Raw genomic sequence first — 16,845 nt, 5'->3', positions numbered from 1 at the left:
CTCTGGACCTAAGTCCACAATCGCTGCAATCCATTGTAATCGGTTGCGGCGACAGGTAAATTAGAGTCATAGATACGTATCGAAAAATTTTGGGAGGAGAACGAATGAAAGTAAAAGTGACAGAAGCGATGCAGAAATTTTCACGAGCAGTCATTGTACCCGTGAAATTCATGGCAGTAATGGGGTTGTTTCTCGCTTTAGCCGTGATTTTACAATTGAGCTTCATGCCAGCCTTTTTACAAACCTTTGGAACGCTGATTAAAACGATGATGGACAGCATGTTGAACAACCTGTCGTTGATTTTCTGTATTGGGATTGCTTCATCATTGGCTGAAAAGAAGAAAGTGGAAGCAGGCTTGATTGCCCTTATTGCTTTTTTGTTTTTCCTAGCAGCGAATAATGCTTGGCTTTCTATGAACAATATGCTGGCTGAAGCTGGCGAAATGGGGCTGTTTGGAACAGGACAAGGAATGGTTTTAGGGTTTCAGGTAGTGGATATGAATGTTTTCTTGGGAATGATTGTTGGTTGTTTAGTTGGTTATCTGCATAACAAATTTTCTAACAAAGAGCTGCATGATATTTTGAGTATTTATGGCGGTTCACGGTTGACCTTCATGATTGTGGTTCCAATTATCTTGGCTCTGGCGATCGTTTTGTCTTATGTTTGGCCGGTGATTAATGGCTGGATTACGTCATTATCAGATGTCATTTTGACTACGGGCTTACTAGGTGTTTTCATCTATGCTTTTGGGAATCGTTTCTTGATTCCGACAGGCTTGCATCATCTGCTTTGGATGCCGTTTTGTTTTACCGCTCTTGGTGGAACAACGGAAATTAATGGACAGGTTTACAGTGGAGCGGCGAATATTTTTTATGCGGAGATGGCGAATGCCAATACGATTACGCAGTTAGATTCCTCATTACGTTTTGCGACCTTTGGCTTTGTTAAGATTTTCGGTTCAATTGCGATTACCTTGGCGATTATTTATTGTGCCAACAAAGAACGAAAAGACGAGGTTAAAGGGATGATGCTGCCATCGATGTTTGTGGCGGCCATTGCCGGGATCACGGAACCGTTGGATTTCACCTTTCTGTTTATTTCGCCTTTATTATGGTTAGTGAATAGCCTGTTAACTGCCATTTCAGAAACCTTGCTGTGGGCCTTAGGTGCTAGAACCTATATGCTTTATGGGTTGATTGATACGGTTGTTTCTAATTCGGTTTTCAGTCCTTCGGTGACCAAGTTTTATTTAGTGATTATCGTGGGCTTAGTCATGATGGTGGTTTGGTTTGTTACCTTTGTTTATCTGATTAAAAAGCTGGACATTAAAACACCGGGACGTGAAGTGGTTGAAGCAGTAGTTGCGGAAGGTAATGGACTAGTTGATCAAACAGCGATCGATGTTTCAGAGCAGGATGAGGATTTGGTGATTTCCGGTTTGGGTGGTGCTGGGAACATTGAGCTGGTGACTAATTGCTTTACCCGGTTGCGAGTAACAGTGAAGGACCCAGAAAAAGTTAACACCCATCTACTGGAAAATCTTCCAAAATCTAAGGGAGTCGTAACAAATGGCAAGAATATCCAGGTCATTATTGGCATGGGTGTGCAGGAATTCAAAGAAAAAGTGTGTGAAATTTTAGGAATCGAAGAATAGGAGCGAAGGTAATGAGTTTAGAAGCACAATCAGTAGTAATTGCTGGCGGAGGTAGTACGTATACTGCCGGAATCGTTATGATGTTAATTGAAAATCAAGATAAATTCCCTCTACGTCAGTTGAAATTTTATGACAATAATCAAGAACGTCAGGAGGTTGTAGCAAAGGCCTGCGAAGTAATTATTAGAGAACGGGCCCCCCATATTTCATTTTTAGCGACAACTGACCCAGAGACCGCTTTTTCTGATGTGGATTTTGTTATGGCTCACATTCGGGTTGGTGGATTAAAGATGCGAGAGCTGGATGAAAAAATCCCGTTGCGTCATGGTGTAGTTGGTCAAGAAACCTGTGGACCAGGAGGCGTAGCTTATGGGATGCGTTCGATTCCTGGGGTAATTGAATTGATTGACTTTATGGAAAAATACTCACCTAAAGCATGGATGTTAAACTATTCTAACCCAGCAGCGATTGTGGCTGAAGCAACCCGCAGACTGCGACCGGAAGCAAAAATTATTAACATTTGTGATATGCCTGTGGCAATTAAGAAATCAATGGCGGACATTTTAGGCTTGAAAAATGAGAATGAAATTGTGGATCGTTATTATGGCTTAAACCATTTTGGCTGGTGGACGGAGCTGACGGATCGTCAAGGAAATGATTTAATGCCGCGTTTGCAGGAGCATGTGAAGAAGTTTGGGTATGCTGCAGCGGTTGAAGAAGGGAATCCTCTGTTGGGTGAAGCTAGCTGGATGGACACCTTCCAAAAAGCTAAGGATGTTTATGCGGTTGATCCGGATACCGTGCCCAATACTTATTTGAAATATTATCTGTACCCCGATTATGTTGTAGCTCATGCCGATCCGCAGCGGACGAGAGCCAATGAAGTAATGGAGAATCGCGAGAAAAATGTTTTTGCGGAATGCCAGCGGGTAGCTCGAGAACAAACAGCGGTAGGAACCGCCATTGAAGCTGGAGAACATGCGGAGTTTATTGTTCAGCTGGCTGGGGCATTGGCTTACAATACCTATGAAAGAATGCTGCTGATTGTTGAAAATAATGGTGCAATTGCCAATATGGCAAAGGACGCCATGGTAGAGGTGCCATGTATTGTCAGCAAGCGAGGCTATGAACCACTATGTATGGGGGAAATCCCTGACTTCCAAAAAGGCTTGATGACTCAACAGGTTTCCGTTGAGAAGCTGGTAGTTCAAGCTTATTTAGAAAAATCCTACCAAAAATTATGGCAGGCCCTGACTTTGTCAAAAACAGTTCCTAGTGCTAAAGTAGCGAAAGAAATTTTGGATGAATTGATTGAAGCCAATCAAGACTGGTGGCCGGAATTAAAATAGAAGTAAACGAATGTCTGGTTTATTAATCAGGCATTCGTTTTTGTAATCCGTGAATGGGAAACAGCTTGCTTCACCAAACGCTCTTCTTATACAATAGAAGAAAACAGATGAGGGAAAAAGGATGCACTTTGCGGATATTGTAAACCAAAATTACACGGACTTAAATGAAACGGATTTAGCCATGAACAAGTATATTGTGGATCATCCAAAGAAGATTCCCGACATGAGTACCCAAGAGTTTGCTAAAGCTTGCTTGTCCTCCAAGTCTTCGGTGATTCGTTTTGCCCAAAAATTAGGCTTCACCGGATTTGGTGAGTTACGCAACTTTTTGAAATGGCAGGATCATGAAGATACGCTGGAGCAGCACTTGGATTTTCGCAAGCAGATTATGAAGGATGCGAAAAAGACCATGGACTATATTGAAGCAGCTGAGTGGGAAGAAATTTATCAGAAAATCAAGAACAGCCGCAACATTTATATCCTTTCAACCGGCGTAACGCAGCAAAGTCAGGCTGCTGAGTTGCAGCGCTTATTTTTGTTAATTGGCAAACCGGCTCAAATGATTCCCGCCTCGGCTCAGTCGAATGAGTTTCGACGAATTATTGAACGTTTGACGGATGAGGACATCATTTTTGTGTTGTCTCTTTCTGGCGAGAATACCCATTTAGAAAATGTTTTGAATACATTGTCGATTCGCAACTCTGTGATTGTGTCGGTGACTAGCCTGCAGAATAACTGGTTGTCGGGACGAGCCGATTATAATTTGTATGCTTCCACCAGCCGGAGCCCGTTACCGAAAGATTGGTGGCTGCAGACGGCCTCCTCTTTTTTCATTTTGATTGAAGCGTTTGCCTTTGGCTATATGGATTATGTCCGAAAAAATAAATAGAGTTGAAAATTACTCAAGCGATTTGGAATATACTCGGTGATCGAACGTGATTACACCGCAGTCTTTCTTATCGCTTGGGTATTTTTTTGCGGTGAATTCCCACTTCATTAAGGGTAGAAACTGTTTCGAGTGATGTCGAAAATTAGCGGGTATAAAGAGGATATAAAGAAATTCCAACAAGCTTAACACTGTCTTTATAGCTTTTTGGCTAAGATAAAGAGGTGGAGGACGAGGTCCCGCTAGTTTACGGCAGCAGGTGGCTGTCGATATGGAGGAAAAGACAATGAATGTACTACTTGGAATAATCGGCGGACTATTGATGGTCTACTTATTCTGGTTTTTGTTTAAGGGGGAAGAGCTATGAGCAGTCTAATTTATCAAGGCATCTTTTTCTTTTTTGTTTTGCTGGCGGCTGCTTTGCCGTTAGGCTGGTATATTAAGGAAGTAATGCAAGGGCGAATCCCTCGTTATGCCCGATTTTTGCAGCCTTTGGAGCGGCTTTTTTACAAGGTTATTGGACCTGTTAGTAAAAAAGAAATGCGGGGGAAAACGTATTTTGTTCATGTACTGTTACTGAGTTTTTCTTCGTTAGTGGTTTTGCTGCTGCTGTTAATGACTCAGCAATGGCTGCCAGGCGGCGAGAAGGTTGTTAACCTGCCCTTTGATTTGGCTTTGAATACGGCAGTAAGTTTCGTAACCAATACTAACTGGCAGGCCTATGCTGGAGAAACGACACTGTCACATTTCTCCCAAATATTTGGTTTGACGGTTCAGAATTTTGTTTCAGCCGGCATTGGACTTTCAGTTGCTTGTGCATTGATTCGGGGAATTAGTCAGAAGCAAAAACGGATGATTGGTAATTTTTGGCAGGATTTGACCCGCAGCTTAGTTTACATTTTGCTGCCGCTGGCTTTTATATTGGCAATTGTGTTGATTTCACAGGGCAGTGTGCAGACATTTAGTAATGGTACAGCCTACCAAGGATTGGAAGGAAAATCCTTGTGGTTGTATTTGGGACCAGTCGCTAGTCAGGTTGCGATTAAGCAGCTGGGAACCAACGGTGGTGGCTTTTTTGGAGCCAATGCCGCCCATCCTTTTGAAAATCCAACTATTTTAGCGAATTTCTTTGAGAATTTAGCGATTTTATTAATTCCAGCGGCGTTGATTTTTGCCTTTGGTTTTTGGGTGAAGGATTGGAAGCAAGGACGAACCATTTTGATTGCTTCTCTATTCTTTGTTTCGTTAGCCTTTGTAGGAGTTGTGGTGAATGAGTATTATGGTCCGCAGCTGGCAAATGTAGTAGGTGCTATGAATATGGAGGGCAAGGAAGTTCGTTTTGGAATTGGCTGGTCTAGCTTGTGGGCAATTAGCACGACAGCTGCTTCTAACGGGTCAGTTAATGCCATGTTGGACAGCTTCACGCCTTTAGGTGGCGCAATTCCGCTCTTTCTGATGCAGCTAGGAGAAATAATCTTTGGCGGTGTCGGCAGCGGCTTATATGGAATGATGGCCTTCCTGCTGTTGGCAGTGTTTATCGCCGGCTTGCTGGTGGGACGTACGCCAGAATATTTAGGCAAGAAAATTGAAGCCTTTGATATTAAAATGGCCAGTGTGGTTATTCTTACCCCGTTATTATTGACGTTGTTTGGGGCGATGGCGTTAGTGCTTCATCCAGACGTGATGAGCTGGCTGACCAACAGTGGTCCTCATGCTTTTAGTGAATTGTTGTACGGTGCAACTTCTTTAGCCAACAATAATGGGAGTGCCTTCGCCGGTTTAGCAGCGGATACACCATTTATAAATCTGTTAGGCAGCTTGTTAATGACCCTTTCACGTTATCTGCCGATGCTTGTCATTTTGTTGCTGGCTGAAAATATGGGCAGCAAGAAAAAGTCGGCGTTAAGTGAAGGAACGCTGTCAACCAGCAGCCCAACGTTTGTAACGATGCTGATTATTGTGATTTTTGTGGTGGGTGCTTTAAGCTTTCTGCCAGCAATGGCACTAGGCCCAATTGCTGAATACTTTAGGATATAACGGAGTGAATAAGATGAAAAAAATCTATCAATGGGCGATCGGGCAGGCCTTTAAAAAGCTTGATCCGCGCCAGCAAATAAAAAATCCAGTCATGTTTGTCGTTTATATTGGTGCGCTGCTGACTACTGGTTTGTGTTTCACTGATACTGGTGTTCCGATGTGGTTCAGCATTTCGATTACGATCTTTTTATGGCTGACCCTGCTTTTTGCCAATTTCGCTGAAGCAGTCGCAGAAGGACGAGGCAAGGCTCAGGCAGATAGTTTGAAGCAGGCCAAAAAGGAAGTCATGACGTATAAAATTGATTCCTTGGCGGACATTGCAGCTGAGGACTTTACCGAAATTCGCTCTTCTGATTTAAAAAAGGGCGACTTGGTTTACGTGCAATCAGGAGAACAAATTCCCGCGGATGGGGATGTAATTGAGGGGGCAGCATCCGTAGATGAAAGTGCGATTACCGGTGAATCGGCTCCGGTTATTCGTGAATCCGGCGGCGACCGCAGTGCTGTTACCGGTGGAACCACGGTGGTTTCTGACTATTTAGTGATTCGGGTGACTTCGGAAAATGGTCAATCCTTTTTAGATAAGATGATTGCTATGGTAGAAGGAACTCAGCGAAAAAAAACACCCAATGAAATTGGGCTGCAAATCTTTTTGATTACCTTAACGATTATTTTCTTAACGGTAGCCGTTACCTTGGTTCCTTTTACCGATTTCAGCAGTCAGCTTTCCGGTCAAGGTGAAGTGATTTCCAGTGTCATCGTAATTGCCTTATTGATTTGTTTGGCACCGACGACTATTGGCGCCTTGATTTCTTCTATCGGGATTGCCGGAATGAGTCGTTTGACTAAGGAAAATGTGATTGCCATGAGCGGTCGCGCAATTGAGGCGGCAGGAGACGTAGATGTATTGCTGCTGGATAAAACGGGGACAATCACGTTGGGAAATCGTCGGGCCAGTGAATTTTTACCGGTTCCGGGGGTCACTGAAGAACAATTAGCCGACGCAGCGCAGCTTTCTTCTTTGGCCGATGAAACGGCAGAAGGACGAAGCATTGTGATATTAGCCAAGGAAGCATTCAATATTCGCCAAAGAGAATTTCAGAAATCGGAAGTACGCTTTATTGATTTTAGTGCCAAAACGCGGATGAGCGGAATCGACTATCGGGGCGACGAAATTCGTAAAGGTGCTGCCGATACAATGAAAAAATATGTTGAAGAAAAGGGCAGTCATTATCCAGCGGCTTGTGACGAGATCGTGGATAATATTGCCAGAGCTGGTGGAACACCCTTAGTGGTAGTAAAGAACGATCAAGTTTTAGGCGTTGTCTATCTGAAGGACGTGGTTAAGAATGGCGTAAAGGAAAAATTTGCCGACATGCGTAAGATGGGGATTAAAACCATTATGATCACTGGAGATAATCCATTGACGGCGGCTGCGATTGCAGCTGAAGCAGGGGTAGATGATTTCTTAGCGGAAGCCACACCGGAAAATAAAATGAACTTGATCCGTGACTATCAGGACAAAGGACACTTGGTTGCCATGACTGGTGACGGAACAAACGATGCGCCGGCTTTGGCTCAGGCCGATGTGGCAATGGCAATGAATACGGGGACTCAAGCGGCTAAAGAGGCAGGGAATATGATTGATTTGGATTCCAGTCCCACGAAATTGTTGGCTGTGGTACAAATTGGTAAGCAGCTTTTGATGACTCGCGGTGCGTTGACTACCTTTAGTATTTCTAACGATATCGCCAAATACTTTGCCGTCATTCCGGTTTTGTTTTATGGGATCTATCCAGAATTGAATCAATTGAATTTGATGCATTTAGGGAGTCCTTTAACGGCGATCCTTTCAGCGGTCATTTATAATGCGCTGATTATTGTAGCGCTGATTCCGTTGGCTTTGAAGGGGGTTCGCTATCAGGAAAAACCGGCGAGTCAAATTTTACGAAATAATTTGCTGGTGTATGGTTTGGGAGGGATTTTGGCCCCCTTTGTATTTATTAAACTAATTGACTTGATCCTATCAGCGATTATTTTTTAGGAGGAAAACGAGATGAAAAAACTTGGAGCAAGTCTACGCTTTTTATTATTTAGTTTGCTGATTTTTGGCGGCCTGTATACTTTATTGGTTACGGGAGTAGGCCAATTGCTCTTTCCTAATCAGGCTAATGGAAGTATCGTTGAAAAGGATGGAGAAATTGTCGGTTCGGAATTAATCGCCCAGCCATTTGAAGGGGCGGGTTACTTTACTGGTCGAAGCACAGAAGTCAGCCAGCTTTCGCCAGTTTCTGAAGAGCAAAAAGAGCTGGTGGCGGCTCGGACAAAGGAAGCACAGAAAGCCAATTCAGCTGTCGATGTTCCCAATGATTTAGTGACGGCTTCCGGCAGCGGGATGGATCCTCACATTAGTATCGAGGCAGCGGAATTTCAAATTTCTCGCATAGCCAGTGAGCGAAAAGTAAGTGAAGCGGCAATTCATGATATAATCGAGAAAAACAGCCAAAAGGATTGGTTTTCTGATCGGAAATTCGTCAATGTTCTTACTTTGAATATGGCTTTGGACGATCAGTAGAGAAAGGAGCGCCGGATTAAATGGCGGTCACGAATAGTTCAGAAATACAGCAGCCTTTTACCCAACGTGGGAAGCTGCGGGTCTTCTTCGGTTTTGCGGCCGGTGTTGGTAAAACCTACGCGATGCTGGCTGAAGCTCATGAGCTTTTAGCACTGGGCAAAGATGTGGTAGTAGGCTATGTGGAGCCGCATGACCGGCCAGAAACGAATCAGCTGTTAGAAGGCTTGCCGCAGATGCCGTTAAAGGCAGTAACCTACAAACAACTGACTTTATATGAGCCAGACATTGACCGGATCATTGAACGTCAGCCGGATGTGGTGATTATTGATGAGCTGGCTCACAGTAACGCCGCCGGTTCACGAAATCGCAAACGATATCAGGATGTTGATGAGCTGCTGAATGCTGGTATCAGTGTGATGACTACAGTGAATGTTCAGCATATCGAAAGCCTGAATGATATTGTGGAGGAGGTCACCGGAATCGAGGTGAAAGAAACGGTTCCGGATACCTTCTTCCAGCAGGCATTGCTGAAGGTGATTGATGTGGAGCCAGATGAGCTGATCGAACGGCTGGAGCAGGGAAAAATTTATTCCAACGAAAACGCCAAACGTGCCCTGCAAAATTTCTTCATCCCCCAAAAGCTGGAGCAGCTGAGGGGCTTGGCGATTCAACGGGCTTCTGACCATATCAATCGTGTCGGTGGTAAAAACACTGGTGTACAGGTCAAGCTTTTAACGATTATTCATGACACGCTGCCAAAAATGGCGGAAAAATGTATTCGGTGGTCCTCGCGTTTGGCTCAGGGCTTGGGAGCTGAATGGGTGGTCATTCAAATCCGTTCTCTAGATACTAAATCAACGGGGGTTCCCTTGGCAGAAAAGCTGGGGGCCCAGGTGATTAGTATTGAGGAGGATGACAGCTTCGAAACCATTGTTGAGTATGCCAAGATGATTGGCGTGACGGATATCATAATGGGAAAAAACTTAAGCCGCCGCTGGTATCACGCGCTTTTTTCTGAAGAATTTGAAGATCGGCTGCTGCGCCGATTAAGTGCTACTGAGGTTCACTTGATTCCCTACAAGGAAGCTCAGCCCTCAATTTTTGCCTATCCTAAGAAGGTAATTGAAGGCGGTGCTAAGGATTTTGGGATTGCTTTGTCGGGAGTTGTTGCAGCGACGTTGGTCACGGAACTGATGCAGTATTTGCATGTTGGTGATCAAAACTTGATGCTGATTTATATTTTCTTCATTTTACTAGTTGCTCGGTTAACTTCGGGATACTTTTGGAGTGCTCTTTCTTCTATTTTAAGTGTACTTTCCTTTAACTGGTTTTTCGTGGAGCCGCTGTACTCCTTGACCGTGTACAAACAGGGCTATCCGATTACCTTGGTGATTATGCTGATTGTGGCCTTGATGATTAGTAATTTGATGGTTCGGTTAAAAGCCCAAGCCGTGCGCTCCAAGGAAAAAGAGCATCAGATGGAAATTTTGTATGAGTTAAATAAGCAGTACGTGTTGGCAGAAAATTCCCAGCAAATCTTTGAAATCACAACGACTTATTTATCACGTTTGTTAAATCGAGAGGTCATTTTTTATGATCCGGCAGGTGAGAAGAAAAGTGTCAGTGTACCGGAAAACAAAACGTCAAAATTAAGCGGAGCAGAAGAAGCCGCTGTTGCGTTTTGGTCTGCAAAAAACCAAAAGGAGGCAGGCAATGGAACCGATACCTTGGTAGGCTCAAAGGGATTCTATTTGCCGATTCTTTCTGGTGGACAAAGCTTAGGTGTATTGGGGATTCAACGTAATCGCAGTCAGGTGCTGGAAAATAGTCAGTTGAATTATTTGCGACTGGTTTTAACTCAAATTGCCGTCGTTCTAGAGCAAGCCAATTTGAAGAGTGAAAAAGAGAAGATTGAAATTGAAAATGAGCGGGAAAAGGTCCGCAGCAATCTATTACGAGCCGTTTCCCATGATTTACGGACACCCTTAACGGCGATTTCTGGTTTGGCTGAAACGATGGAGAAAAATCCTGAGATTAAGCCGGCCACACGGGAGAAGCTGCTGGCGGATATTCAAGAAGAGTCCCAGTGGCTGATTCGAATGGTAGAAAATTTATTGTCGATTACACGCATTAATATGGATACGATGAAGGTGGATAAAACCGAGGAGTCGTTGGAGGAAATTGTTGAAGCGGTCTATAAGCATATCAAGAAGGTTTATCCGCAGCGCGCGATTCAGGTTACGCTGCCGGAAGACTTTATCTTGCTGAAGGTTGACCCGATTTTGATGGAGCAGGCGCTGTTTAATCTGATTGAGAATGCCCTGCGTCATGGAGATGGCAAGCTGCCTGTCCAACTGACTGCTTATCAGAATGAGCAGCGGACAATTTTTGAAATCGAAAATGCGGGAGAAATCCCGTTGGCCCAATTCCAACGTATCCAAAATAATTTGATTAGTGATCAGGAAGTTCCAGTGGATTCAAAAAATGGCTTAGGGATTGGACTGAGTATTGTAAAAACCATTGTTCATGCTCACGGAGGACAATTGGAAATTGAAACAAAACCCGGACGAACGATTTTTCGTCTAGCATTGAGGAGGGAAAACCATGGCTAGAAAGCTGCTGCTAATTGAAGATGATCCCAACATTACCGATTTTATGGAGGTTGTGCTGGAAAAGGAACGTTATCAGCTGGTGATAGCAACGAATGGGATGGAAGCCTTGATGCTGCTGCAGGAGGAAACCTTTGACCTGTTGCTGCTGGATTTAGGATTGCCAGACATTGATGGTGTCGAGCTGCTGAAAATTATCCGCAAGCGGATGGAGCTGCCGATCATCATTATTTCAGCCCGCAATAGCGAAATTGATAAGGTGAAAGCCTTGGACTTAGGGGCGGATGATTATGTGACGAAACCGTTTGGCACCAATGAACTATTGGCGCGTATCCGAACCGCTTTGCGTCACAACAGCCGACCGTTGGTGGATTCGCAGGTAATTGAAAATAAGGAGCTGAAAATCGATCTTGATCGTCAGCTTTTTTATCGAGCAGGTCAGGAAATTCATTTGACTAAAAATGAGTTCCGCATTTTAAGTGTCCTTTTTCAAAATCTGGGCAAGGTGGTCACCTATGATACCTTAATGACAACGGTATGGGGGCCTTATGCCGGAGATGCACAAACCTTGCGAGTAAATATGTCTAATCTGCGGAAAAAAATTGAGACCAATACTCTGGAGCCAGAATATCTAATTACTGAGATTGGAGTCGGATATCGACTAAGGGATTACCGTGAAGAATAAATTATAAAAAGGAGCTGGCAATTTTCACTGATTGCCAGCTCTATTTCTTATATAATAGAAGAAAACGGTTTATTTAAGGCAAGGAGCGAGACATGATGGAGGAAGCGAACCGATTAACGGACAAAATGTGCAAACCAACTGAGCAGCAAATTCAAGAATTTATTGGACCTGCGGGAGTTCAGCGGCTGGAAAAATTCGAAGTCAGTTTAGACCAGCATTATGATTTGAAACGAGAATTACGATTTCCTTTTGGTAGACAGGATGGCTGGGGTTACCGCTACGCCCACAAAAAGTCGCTGCTGTGTTATGTGTTTTTTGAAGAAGGGGGAATTGCCTGTACCTTGTCCATTAATGATAAAGGAGCGCCCAAAGTTGAAGCCATGCTTGACCAGCTGCAGCCTCACATTCAAGCGTTATGGCGAAATCGTTACCCTTGCGGCAAACAAGGCGGCTGGCTGCATCCAAAAATAAAGACCGATGAAGACCTAAACGATATTATTGCTCTGCTTGCTATCAAAGTATCCCCTAAAAAAAGCTGATTTTCAGCTTTTTTATTATGGTAAACAAATAGATTTAAGTATTTTTTTGTCAAAAAGAGGTATAGAGAATGATCTATCTGTGCTTTAAACTAATTTCTTTGAGCAAAAACTCAAAATTAAACTTCAAAAAAACTAAAAAAACATTATAATATATATAGTTCTAGTTTTTTATCAGAATTTGTATATTTTTTTAGAAAGTAGAGCTGTTTACGGGGAAATTGTATTAGAGTGTCATAATAAAAAGGGGGAAGTCATTAATGGTAGGAAATGAAGGCGTTTATTTAAGGAAAGATCTGAGACGAGGAAATCATTCGTCCCCTCAATCAGGTCAATTGAGTCGGCAGAACGCAGATTGGTTGATAGAGGATGAGGGGACTGCGTTTGAAGTAACTGTCAATGCTGGGCTAACCTATGAAGCTTGGTGCAAGCAGATACTATCTGAACAGTTTAGCTCAGATTCTCTATTGTCTCGGAGCTATCAATATAAGTTAGAAAAGTACCTGTATCCCGCAATCGGCAAGGTACCTTTGCATAAGTTAGAGCGTTTTCGATTAGTCAACCTGATCATGGATTGGCAACAAAGAGGCGTAGATTACTATACAATTGAGTATTTGACTGGTTTGCTTAGTAAGACGCTGGAGTATGCTGTTGCAGCTGACCTTCTGCTAGAGAATCCTTGTGAAAAAGTGGTCCGAAAAATGACCAGAACAAGAATTGAGGCACTGTCAACTTCAGAGCAAGCAACCTTGGAGCAATTTAGCGAAAGAAAGCGAAGTTATCTCGATCAAGCTGCTGTCATTGCCTTGCATACGGGGCTGCGAGCAGAAGAGATTACTGCTTTAAAATGGGAAAATGTTGATTTGGAACAAAAGCTTCTTGCGGTTGAGGCGGCCTTACCCGCAAATGGAGAAACAAGGGGACTTCAACGAGTGATTCCTATGTCTAATCGAGTTGTTCAGCTTTTATTGCAGCTTAAGGAGTCCGAAAATAAGAGCCGTTATGTGTTCTCACAGGTAAGTCAGCCCTGTCAGGCTCAGGGGATTACCGAATATTTTTGTGGCAGTGGGGAATCGGAAAGCTTGACTTCGATTCATTTTCGTCGATTAAGATATACCTTTGTTAAACACTTTTTAGAAAATACAGGCGACTTGGCAGCCGTAAGTGCGCTAATTGGAGAGCCAGAAATCCAGAGCAGTGAAGATAGCCGCCTCGACAGTTTTGTTGGGCAGAAGACAGCTCTTCCAGCAGCGGCTCAGCCGATTAGAGCTTAGCCATTTTAGTACACTTTAAAGAGAACGCTTTCTAACAATCCCCCTTAGGATTTTATCTAAGAGGGATTGCTGGTAGTTAAGAAAATTTAGCTAAAAATTTTTTCAATTGGCCTTCATTCATCATGTGAATCGTTTGAAACTCACCTTTATAATAAATTGCCCAGTTGTTGAACATACCAGGTAGATTTTTGGCCTTTTCTAAGCTGTCAACCGCCACTGTGTTGAGGGGAATATTATTTACCTCGCAATAATGGGTCACTTCTTTTAAGCCGTTGGGGATGAAGGGACATTGCAGTCCGTAAAAAATAGTCAGCTCCTGATTCTCCACCCTCTGATTACGAGCATTTTCTGCAAACTGAGGCTTTGTACCATCGAAGGAGAGAGCCAACAGTTCATAGTCGCCTGCCAATGTATCTACCACCTCAAATCCATGAAAAGTCATGAACTTCTTATCGCTCAGAAACGGGCTCTTCTTTTTAGAACTAATCACACAAACCCCCGACTTGTTCTGCGCTTTTGCATCATTTATGCAATATTCCAGCAACGCCTTCCCGTGGCCCTGTCCTTTAAACTTTCCTGAAACCCATAGACAATAAATATACAAATAGTTTTTGCCACTTACCGGCACCCAGGCCGTTTCTAAAGGAGCGTATTCGATAAAAACTTTGCCGTTCTGATCAAGCTTACGAAAAACATGCCCCTCTTGTATTCGATCATCCAGCCAGGCTTTTTTAGCTTCGACGCCAGCTTGATGCTTCATGCCGGCAATGGCACAGCAAAGGTGTTCCTTAGCAATATTCTCCCGGGTTAAATTGACATAGTCCATCCTCTCATCACCCTCCGTTTTTTCTTTTATTTTACCACAGCTGGTTGTTAGCTATTCCAGAAAGTAAAAAAAGGAACGAAAACTCCCATATTCTATGAGGCTTCGTTCCAGTTAGAAAGTTTTTCTATTCAAGTACTTCTTGTAGTCGAATCTTGCTAGCGGCAGCGGCATCCTTGGCTTCTTCCTTAACTAATTTGCTTGTATCCAGTAATTCTGATTTCATGTCTTGCTGCTCTTCCTTCAGTTCTTGCTTCAAGGTCACCAGTTCACTTTTGGCCTCAGCCTTCCAAATAGGCTGGAAAACGTAACGATTGACCACCACTAAACCTAAAACGGCCACAACCAAAACGACGATCGTTTTGTCCAACATCGTTCTTTTCATTAAAAAAACCTCCTCTGTGAGTCACTTATTTATCCGATCTGCTTCTACCTCTCTATCATAAAAGAGATCAGGAGCGAAGACGTCAAACTTTAGTCCTATTTTTTCCTCGGAAAAAAGACTTGATTTACCGCTTGGGCCGAAAAATAACCGCTTATACTAAAAAGCATTTTTGCTTCGGTTTTTTTGGTAAACTAGCAATGTAGAGAGGTGAGGAAATGAAATTATTTCGTGTGAACTTGTTGGTGTCGGAAGACTATCCAGAATCTGAAGTAGAAGTCAGGACCTACAATGATGATTTTGGTAAAAAAATGGTGGAGTATGTGAATGAGTTTTCGTTAAAACCAGCTGTGCTGTCCTTAAAAACGGTCAATGGTTATCAATTGCTTCAACAGGATGAAATTATTTATATTGAAGTGTTTGGTAAAGAAGTCAATATCCATACTAGCGAAGAATCACTGGTGATACGACAGCCGTTAGCCAGCTTAGAGGAACTGTTGGATGGGAAAAAATTTATTCGAGTTGCCAAATCAACGATTATTAATCTGGCGAAGCTGCAGCGCTTAGAGGTAGCCTTTTCCGGCAACTATTATGGCTTTTTGCAAAATGAGTGTCGGGTTGTGATTTCGCGACGCTATTTTAAGCAAATCAAAACAAAATTAAATCTTTAGGAGGAAGTAAGATGAAAATAGTTAAATCTGCAATAATTGGCTTGATGGTAGGTAGTTTGATTTTGATGATTTCAGGATTGTTTTTTGTAGAAGACGAAGTGCGGATGATGATGATCGGCTGTTTAGTGATGACCACCTTGATTGGGGCCTTATCACGTGTCTATGATAGCAATCTTCCATTGCTGCCGGCAGCAGCGATCCATTTATTTGGCAGCTATGTCCTGTTTTTTGGCACAGCTTACCTAGTAAATCTATTTCCTTTTAAGCTAGGCCCGATCATTTCCGGCAGTTTAGTATTTCTAATCATTTTCTTTATGATTTGGACAGGTTATTATTTTTCTGAAAAAAAGAAAATTGAGAAAATGAATAAGAACTTGAATTAGTGTGAAAGGACTTTGGATGCTTCCAAGGTCTTTTTTATTACAAGTTTTCCAGTTTTTTTATATAAGGTTTGATATAATTGAAGAGTAAGATCCTCTTTTTTAAGATCGTTTACAATAGATCTGAAAGGGATAGCAAGGAAATAGTTGAAAGGATTGGGGAGTAAAAATGAAAAAAATTGTGTTAGTGGTAACCTGTTTGCTTTGTACAACTTTCCTGTCAGCCTGCGGAGGTAATGATGATGGGAAAACAACAGAATCGACTGGGCCGGTTTATGTTGATCAGGAATTTTTAGATTCTCTTGGTAAAGGACTTGAGGAACGCTGGAGTTATGCTGAGGATATCGACGATGATGGGGAAAAAGAAGGGCTGCAAAAAGCGACAAATCATGAATTGACGATCCTGGATCGTTATACAAGTGGACAATTTAAAGATACAAAGCTTCAAGAGAAAGCAATTGCCTACATTAATGAACTGAAAAATGGACTGGAAGTATTAGATACTTATGGTTCGGATTCTTTTTATCAGAAATGGGATAAGCATTATGCCACCCGTACAAAAATGCTGGTAGATTTATCAGAGAACTACACCATTCCCATTTCAGAAAAGTATCAAGCGACATTAAAAGAACTAACCGCTCATGGAACTGAAGTTGCTCAAAAGGAAAAAGTTGAAGAAGAGATTCAAGCCTTGCTTCAAAATGCAAGTTTTACAGATGAAGGTAGTGATGACGGCATAACCTATCGTACTTATACAGCGACGATTGAGAATACTACCGGTTTAAGCATCAATAACTTAATGGCTACTGTAAATCTTTTGGACGGGGAAGGGGTCGTTGTGGATACCTCGTACTTGAATGCTAACAACTGGCGTGCTGGGCAAAAATACAAGTTTGAGTTTATGACAGATAAAGAATTCCAGAATATGGATGTGGACGTTTCTCACTATCAGACTGAGGATTAAAGCAAAGACTAAACGACTA

Annotated in this window: 15 protein-coding genes; 13 read left to right on the top strand and 2 right to left on the bottom strand. The window is 42.7% G+C overall.

Going from position 1 to position 16,845, the window contains the following annotated elements; translation table 11 throughout:
* Positions 1 to 104 precede the first annotated feature (104 nt).
* The 10 genes from I588_RS03030 (at position 105) to I588_RS02985 (ending at position 13,606) form a co-directional block, all read left to right on the top strand.
* Entirely contained in the window at positions 105 to 1,655 is a 1,551-nt protein-coding gene (locus I588_RS03030) for a PTS transporter subunit EIIC (protein WP_010757472.1), read from the top strand.
* 11 nt (positions 1,656 to 1,666) lie between these two features.
* On the top strand, positions 1,667 to 3,004 hold the full coding sequence (locus I588_RS03025; protein WP_010757471.1) for a 6-phospho-alpha-glucosidase: 1,338 nt from the start codon (positions 1,667 to 1,669) through the stop codon (positions 3,002 to 3,004).
* 121 nt (positions 3,005 to 3,125) lie between these two features.
* A complete protein-coding gene (locus I588_RS03020) occupies positions 3,126 to 3,893 on the top strand; it encodes a MurR/RpiR family transcriptional regulator (protein WP_010757470.1) in 768 nt (255 codons plus the stop codon).
* 360 nt (positions 3,894 to 4,253) lie between these two features.
* Entirely contained in the window at positions 4,254 to 5,927 is a 1,674-nt protein-coding gene (kdpA, locus tag I588_RS03015; RefSeq protein ID WP_010757469.1) for a potassium-transporting ATPase subunit KdpA, read from the top strand.
* Positions 5,928 to 5,940: 13 nt separating this feature from the next.
* On the top strand, positions 5,941 to 7,971 hold the full coding sequence (gene kdpB, locus I588_RS03010; RefSeq protein ID WP_010757468.1) for a potassium-transporting ATPase subunit KdpB: 2,031 nt from the start codon (positions 5,941 to 5,943) through the stop codon (positions 7,969 to 7,971).
* A gap of 12 nt (positions 7,972 to 7,983) precedes the next feature.
* Positions 7,984 to 8,502, top strand: a complete 519-nt coding sequence (locus tag I588_RS03005) for a potassium-transporting ATPase subunit C (RefSeq protein ID WP_010757467.1) — start codon at positions 7,984 to 7,986, stop codon at positions 8,500 to 8,502.
* A 20-nt stretch (positions 8,503 to 8,522) separates the two neighbouring features.
* Positions 8,523 to 11,114 carry a sensor histidine kinase gene (locus tag I588_RS03000; RefSeq protein ID WP_010757466.1) on the top strand — a complete coding sequence of 864 codons (2,592 nt, stop codon included), beginning with the start codon at positions 8,523 to 8,525 and terminating at the stop codon, positions 11,112 to 11,114.
* Complete coding sequence (locus I588_RS02995; RefSeq protein ID WP_010757465.1) at positions 11,107 to 11,796, top strand: response regulator transcription factor; 690 nt, start codon at positions 11,107 to 11,109, stop codon at positions 11,794 to 11,796. The genes I588_RS03000 and I588_RS02995 overlap by 8 nt, the downstream gene beginning before the upstream one ends.
* Before the next feature lie 92 nt (positions 11,797 to 11,888).
* Positions 11,889 to 12,335 (top strand): DUF3788 family protein, encoded by a 447-nt coding sequence (locus I588_RS02990; protein ID WP_010757464.1) that lies wholly within the window; start codon positions 11,889 to 11,891, stop codon positions 12,333 to 12,335.
* A 257-nt stretch (positions 12,336 to 12,592) separates the two neighbouring features.
* Complete coding sequence (locus I588_RS02985) at positions 12,593 to 13,606, top strand: tyrosine-type recombinase/integrase (protein ID WP_010757463.1); 1,014 nt, start codon at positions 12,593 to 12,595, stop codon at positions 13,604 to 13,606.
* Between the two features lie 76 nt (positions 13,607 to 13,682).
* On the opposite strand, the gene I588_RS02980 is transcribed toward I588_RS02985, so the two are convergent.
* Positions 13,683 to 14,432 (bottom strand): N-acetyltransferase, encoded by a 750-nt coding sequence (locus tag I588_RS02980; RefSeq protein ID WP_010757462.1) that lies wholly within the window; start codon positions 14,430 to 14,432, stop codon positions 13,683 to 13,685.
* 124 nt (positions 14,433 to 14,556) lie between these two features.
* Positions 14,557 to 14,814: a hypothetical protein gene (locus tag I588_RS02975; protein WP_010757461.1), complete on the bottom strand. Its 258-nt coding sequence runs from the start codon at positions 14,812 to 14,814 to the stop codon at positions 14,557 to 14,559.
* Between the two features lie 215 nt (positions 14,815 to 15,029).
* Between I588_RS02975 and I588_RS02970 the strand changes: the two genes are divergently transcribed.
* The 3 genes from I588_RS02970 (at position 15,030) to I588_RS02960 (ending at position 16,826) form a co-directional block, all read left to right on the top strand.
* Positions 15,030 to 15,482: a LytTR family DNA-binding domain-containing protein gene (locus I588_RS02970; protein ID WP_010757460.1), complete on the top strand. Its 453-nt coding sequence runs from the start codon at positions 15,030 to 15,032 to the stop codon at positions 15,480 to 15,482.
* Between the two features lie 11 nt (positions 15,483 to 15,493).
* Positions 15,494 to 15,865, top strand: coding sequence for a DUF3021 domain-containing protein (locus I588_RS02965; protein ID WP_010757459.1), 372 nt, complete (start codon positions 15,494 to 15,496; stop codon positions 15,863 to 15,865).
* Positions 15,866 to 16,031: 166 nt separating this feature from the next.
* Entirely contained in the window at positions 16,032 to 16,826 is a 795-nt protein-coding gene (locus tag I588_RS02960) for an FxLYD domain-containing protein (RefSeq protein ID WP_010757458.1), read from the top strand.
* Positions 16,827 to 16,845 lie beyond the last annotated feature (19 nt).

The organism is Enterococcus pallens ATCC BAA-351 (assembly GCF_000407485.1).
In the GTDB taxonomy this organism is placed as follows: Bacteria; Bacillota; Bacilli; order Lactobacillales; family Enterococcaceae; genus Enterococcus_A; species Enterococcus_A pallens.
Note: the sequence above shows the minus strand (reverse complement) of the source record. Positions and strands in the feature narration are given on the sequence as shown.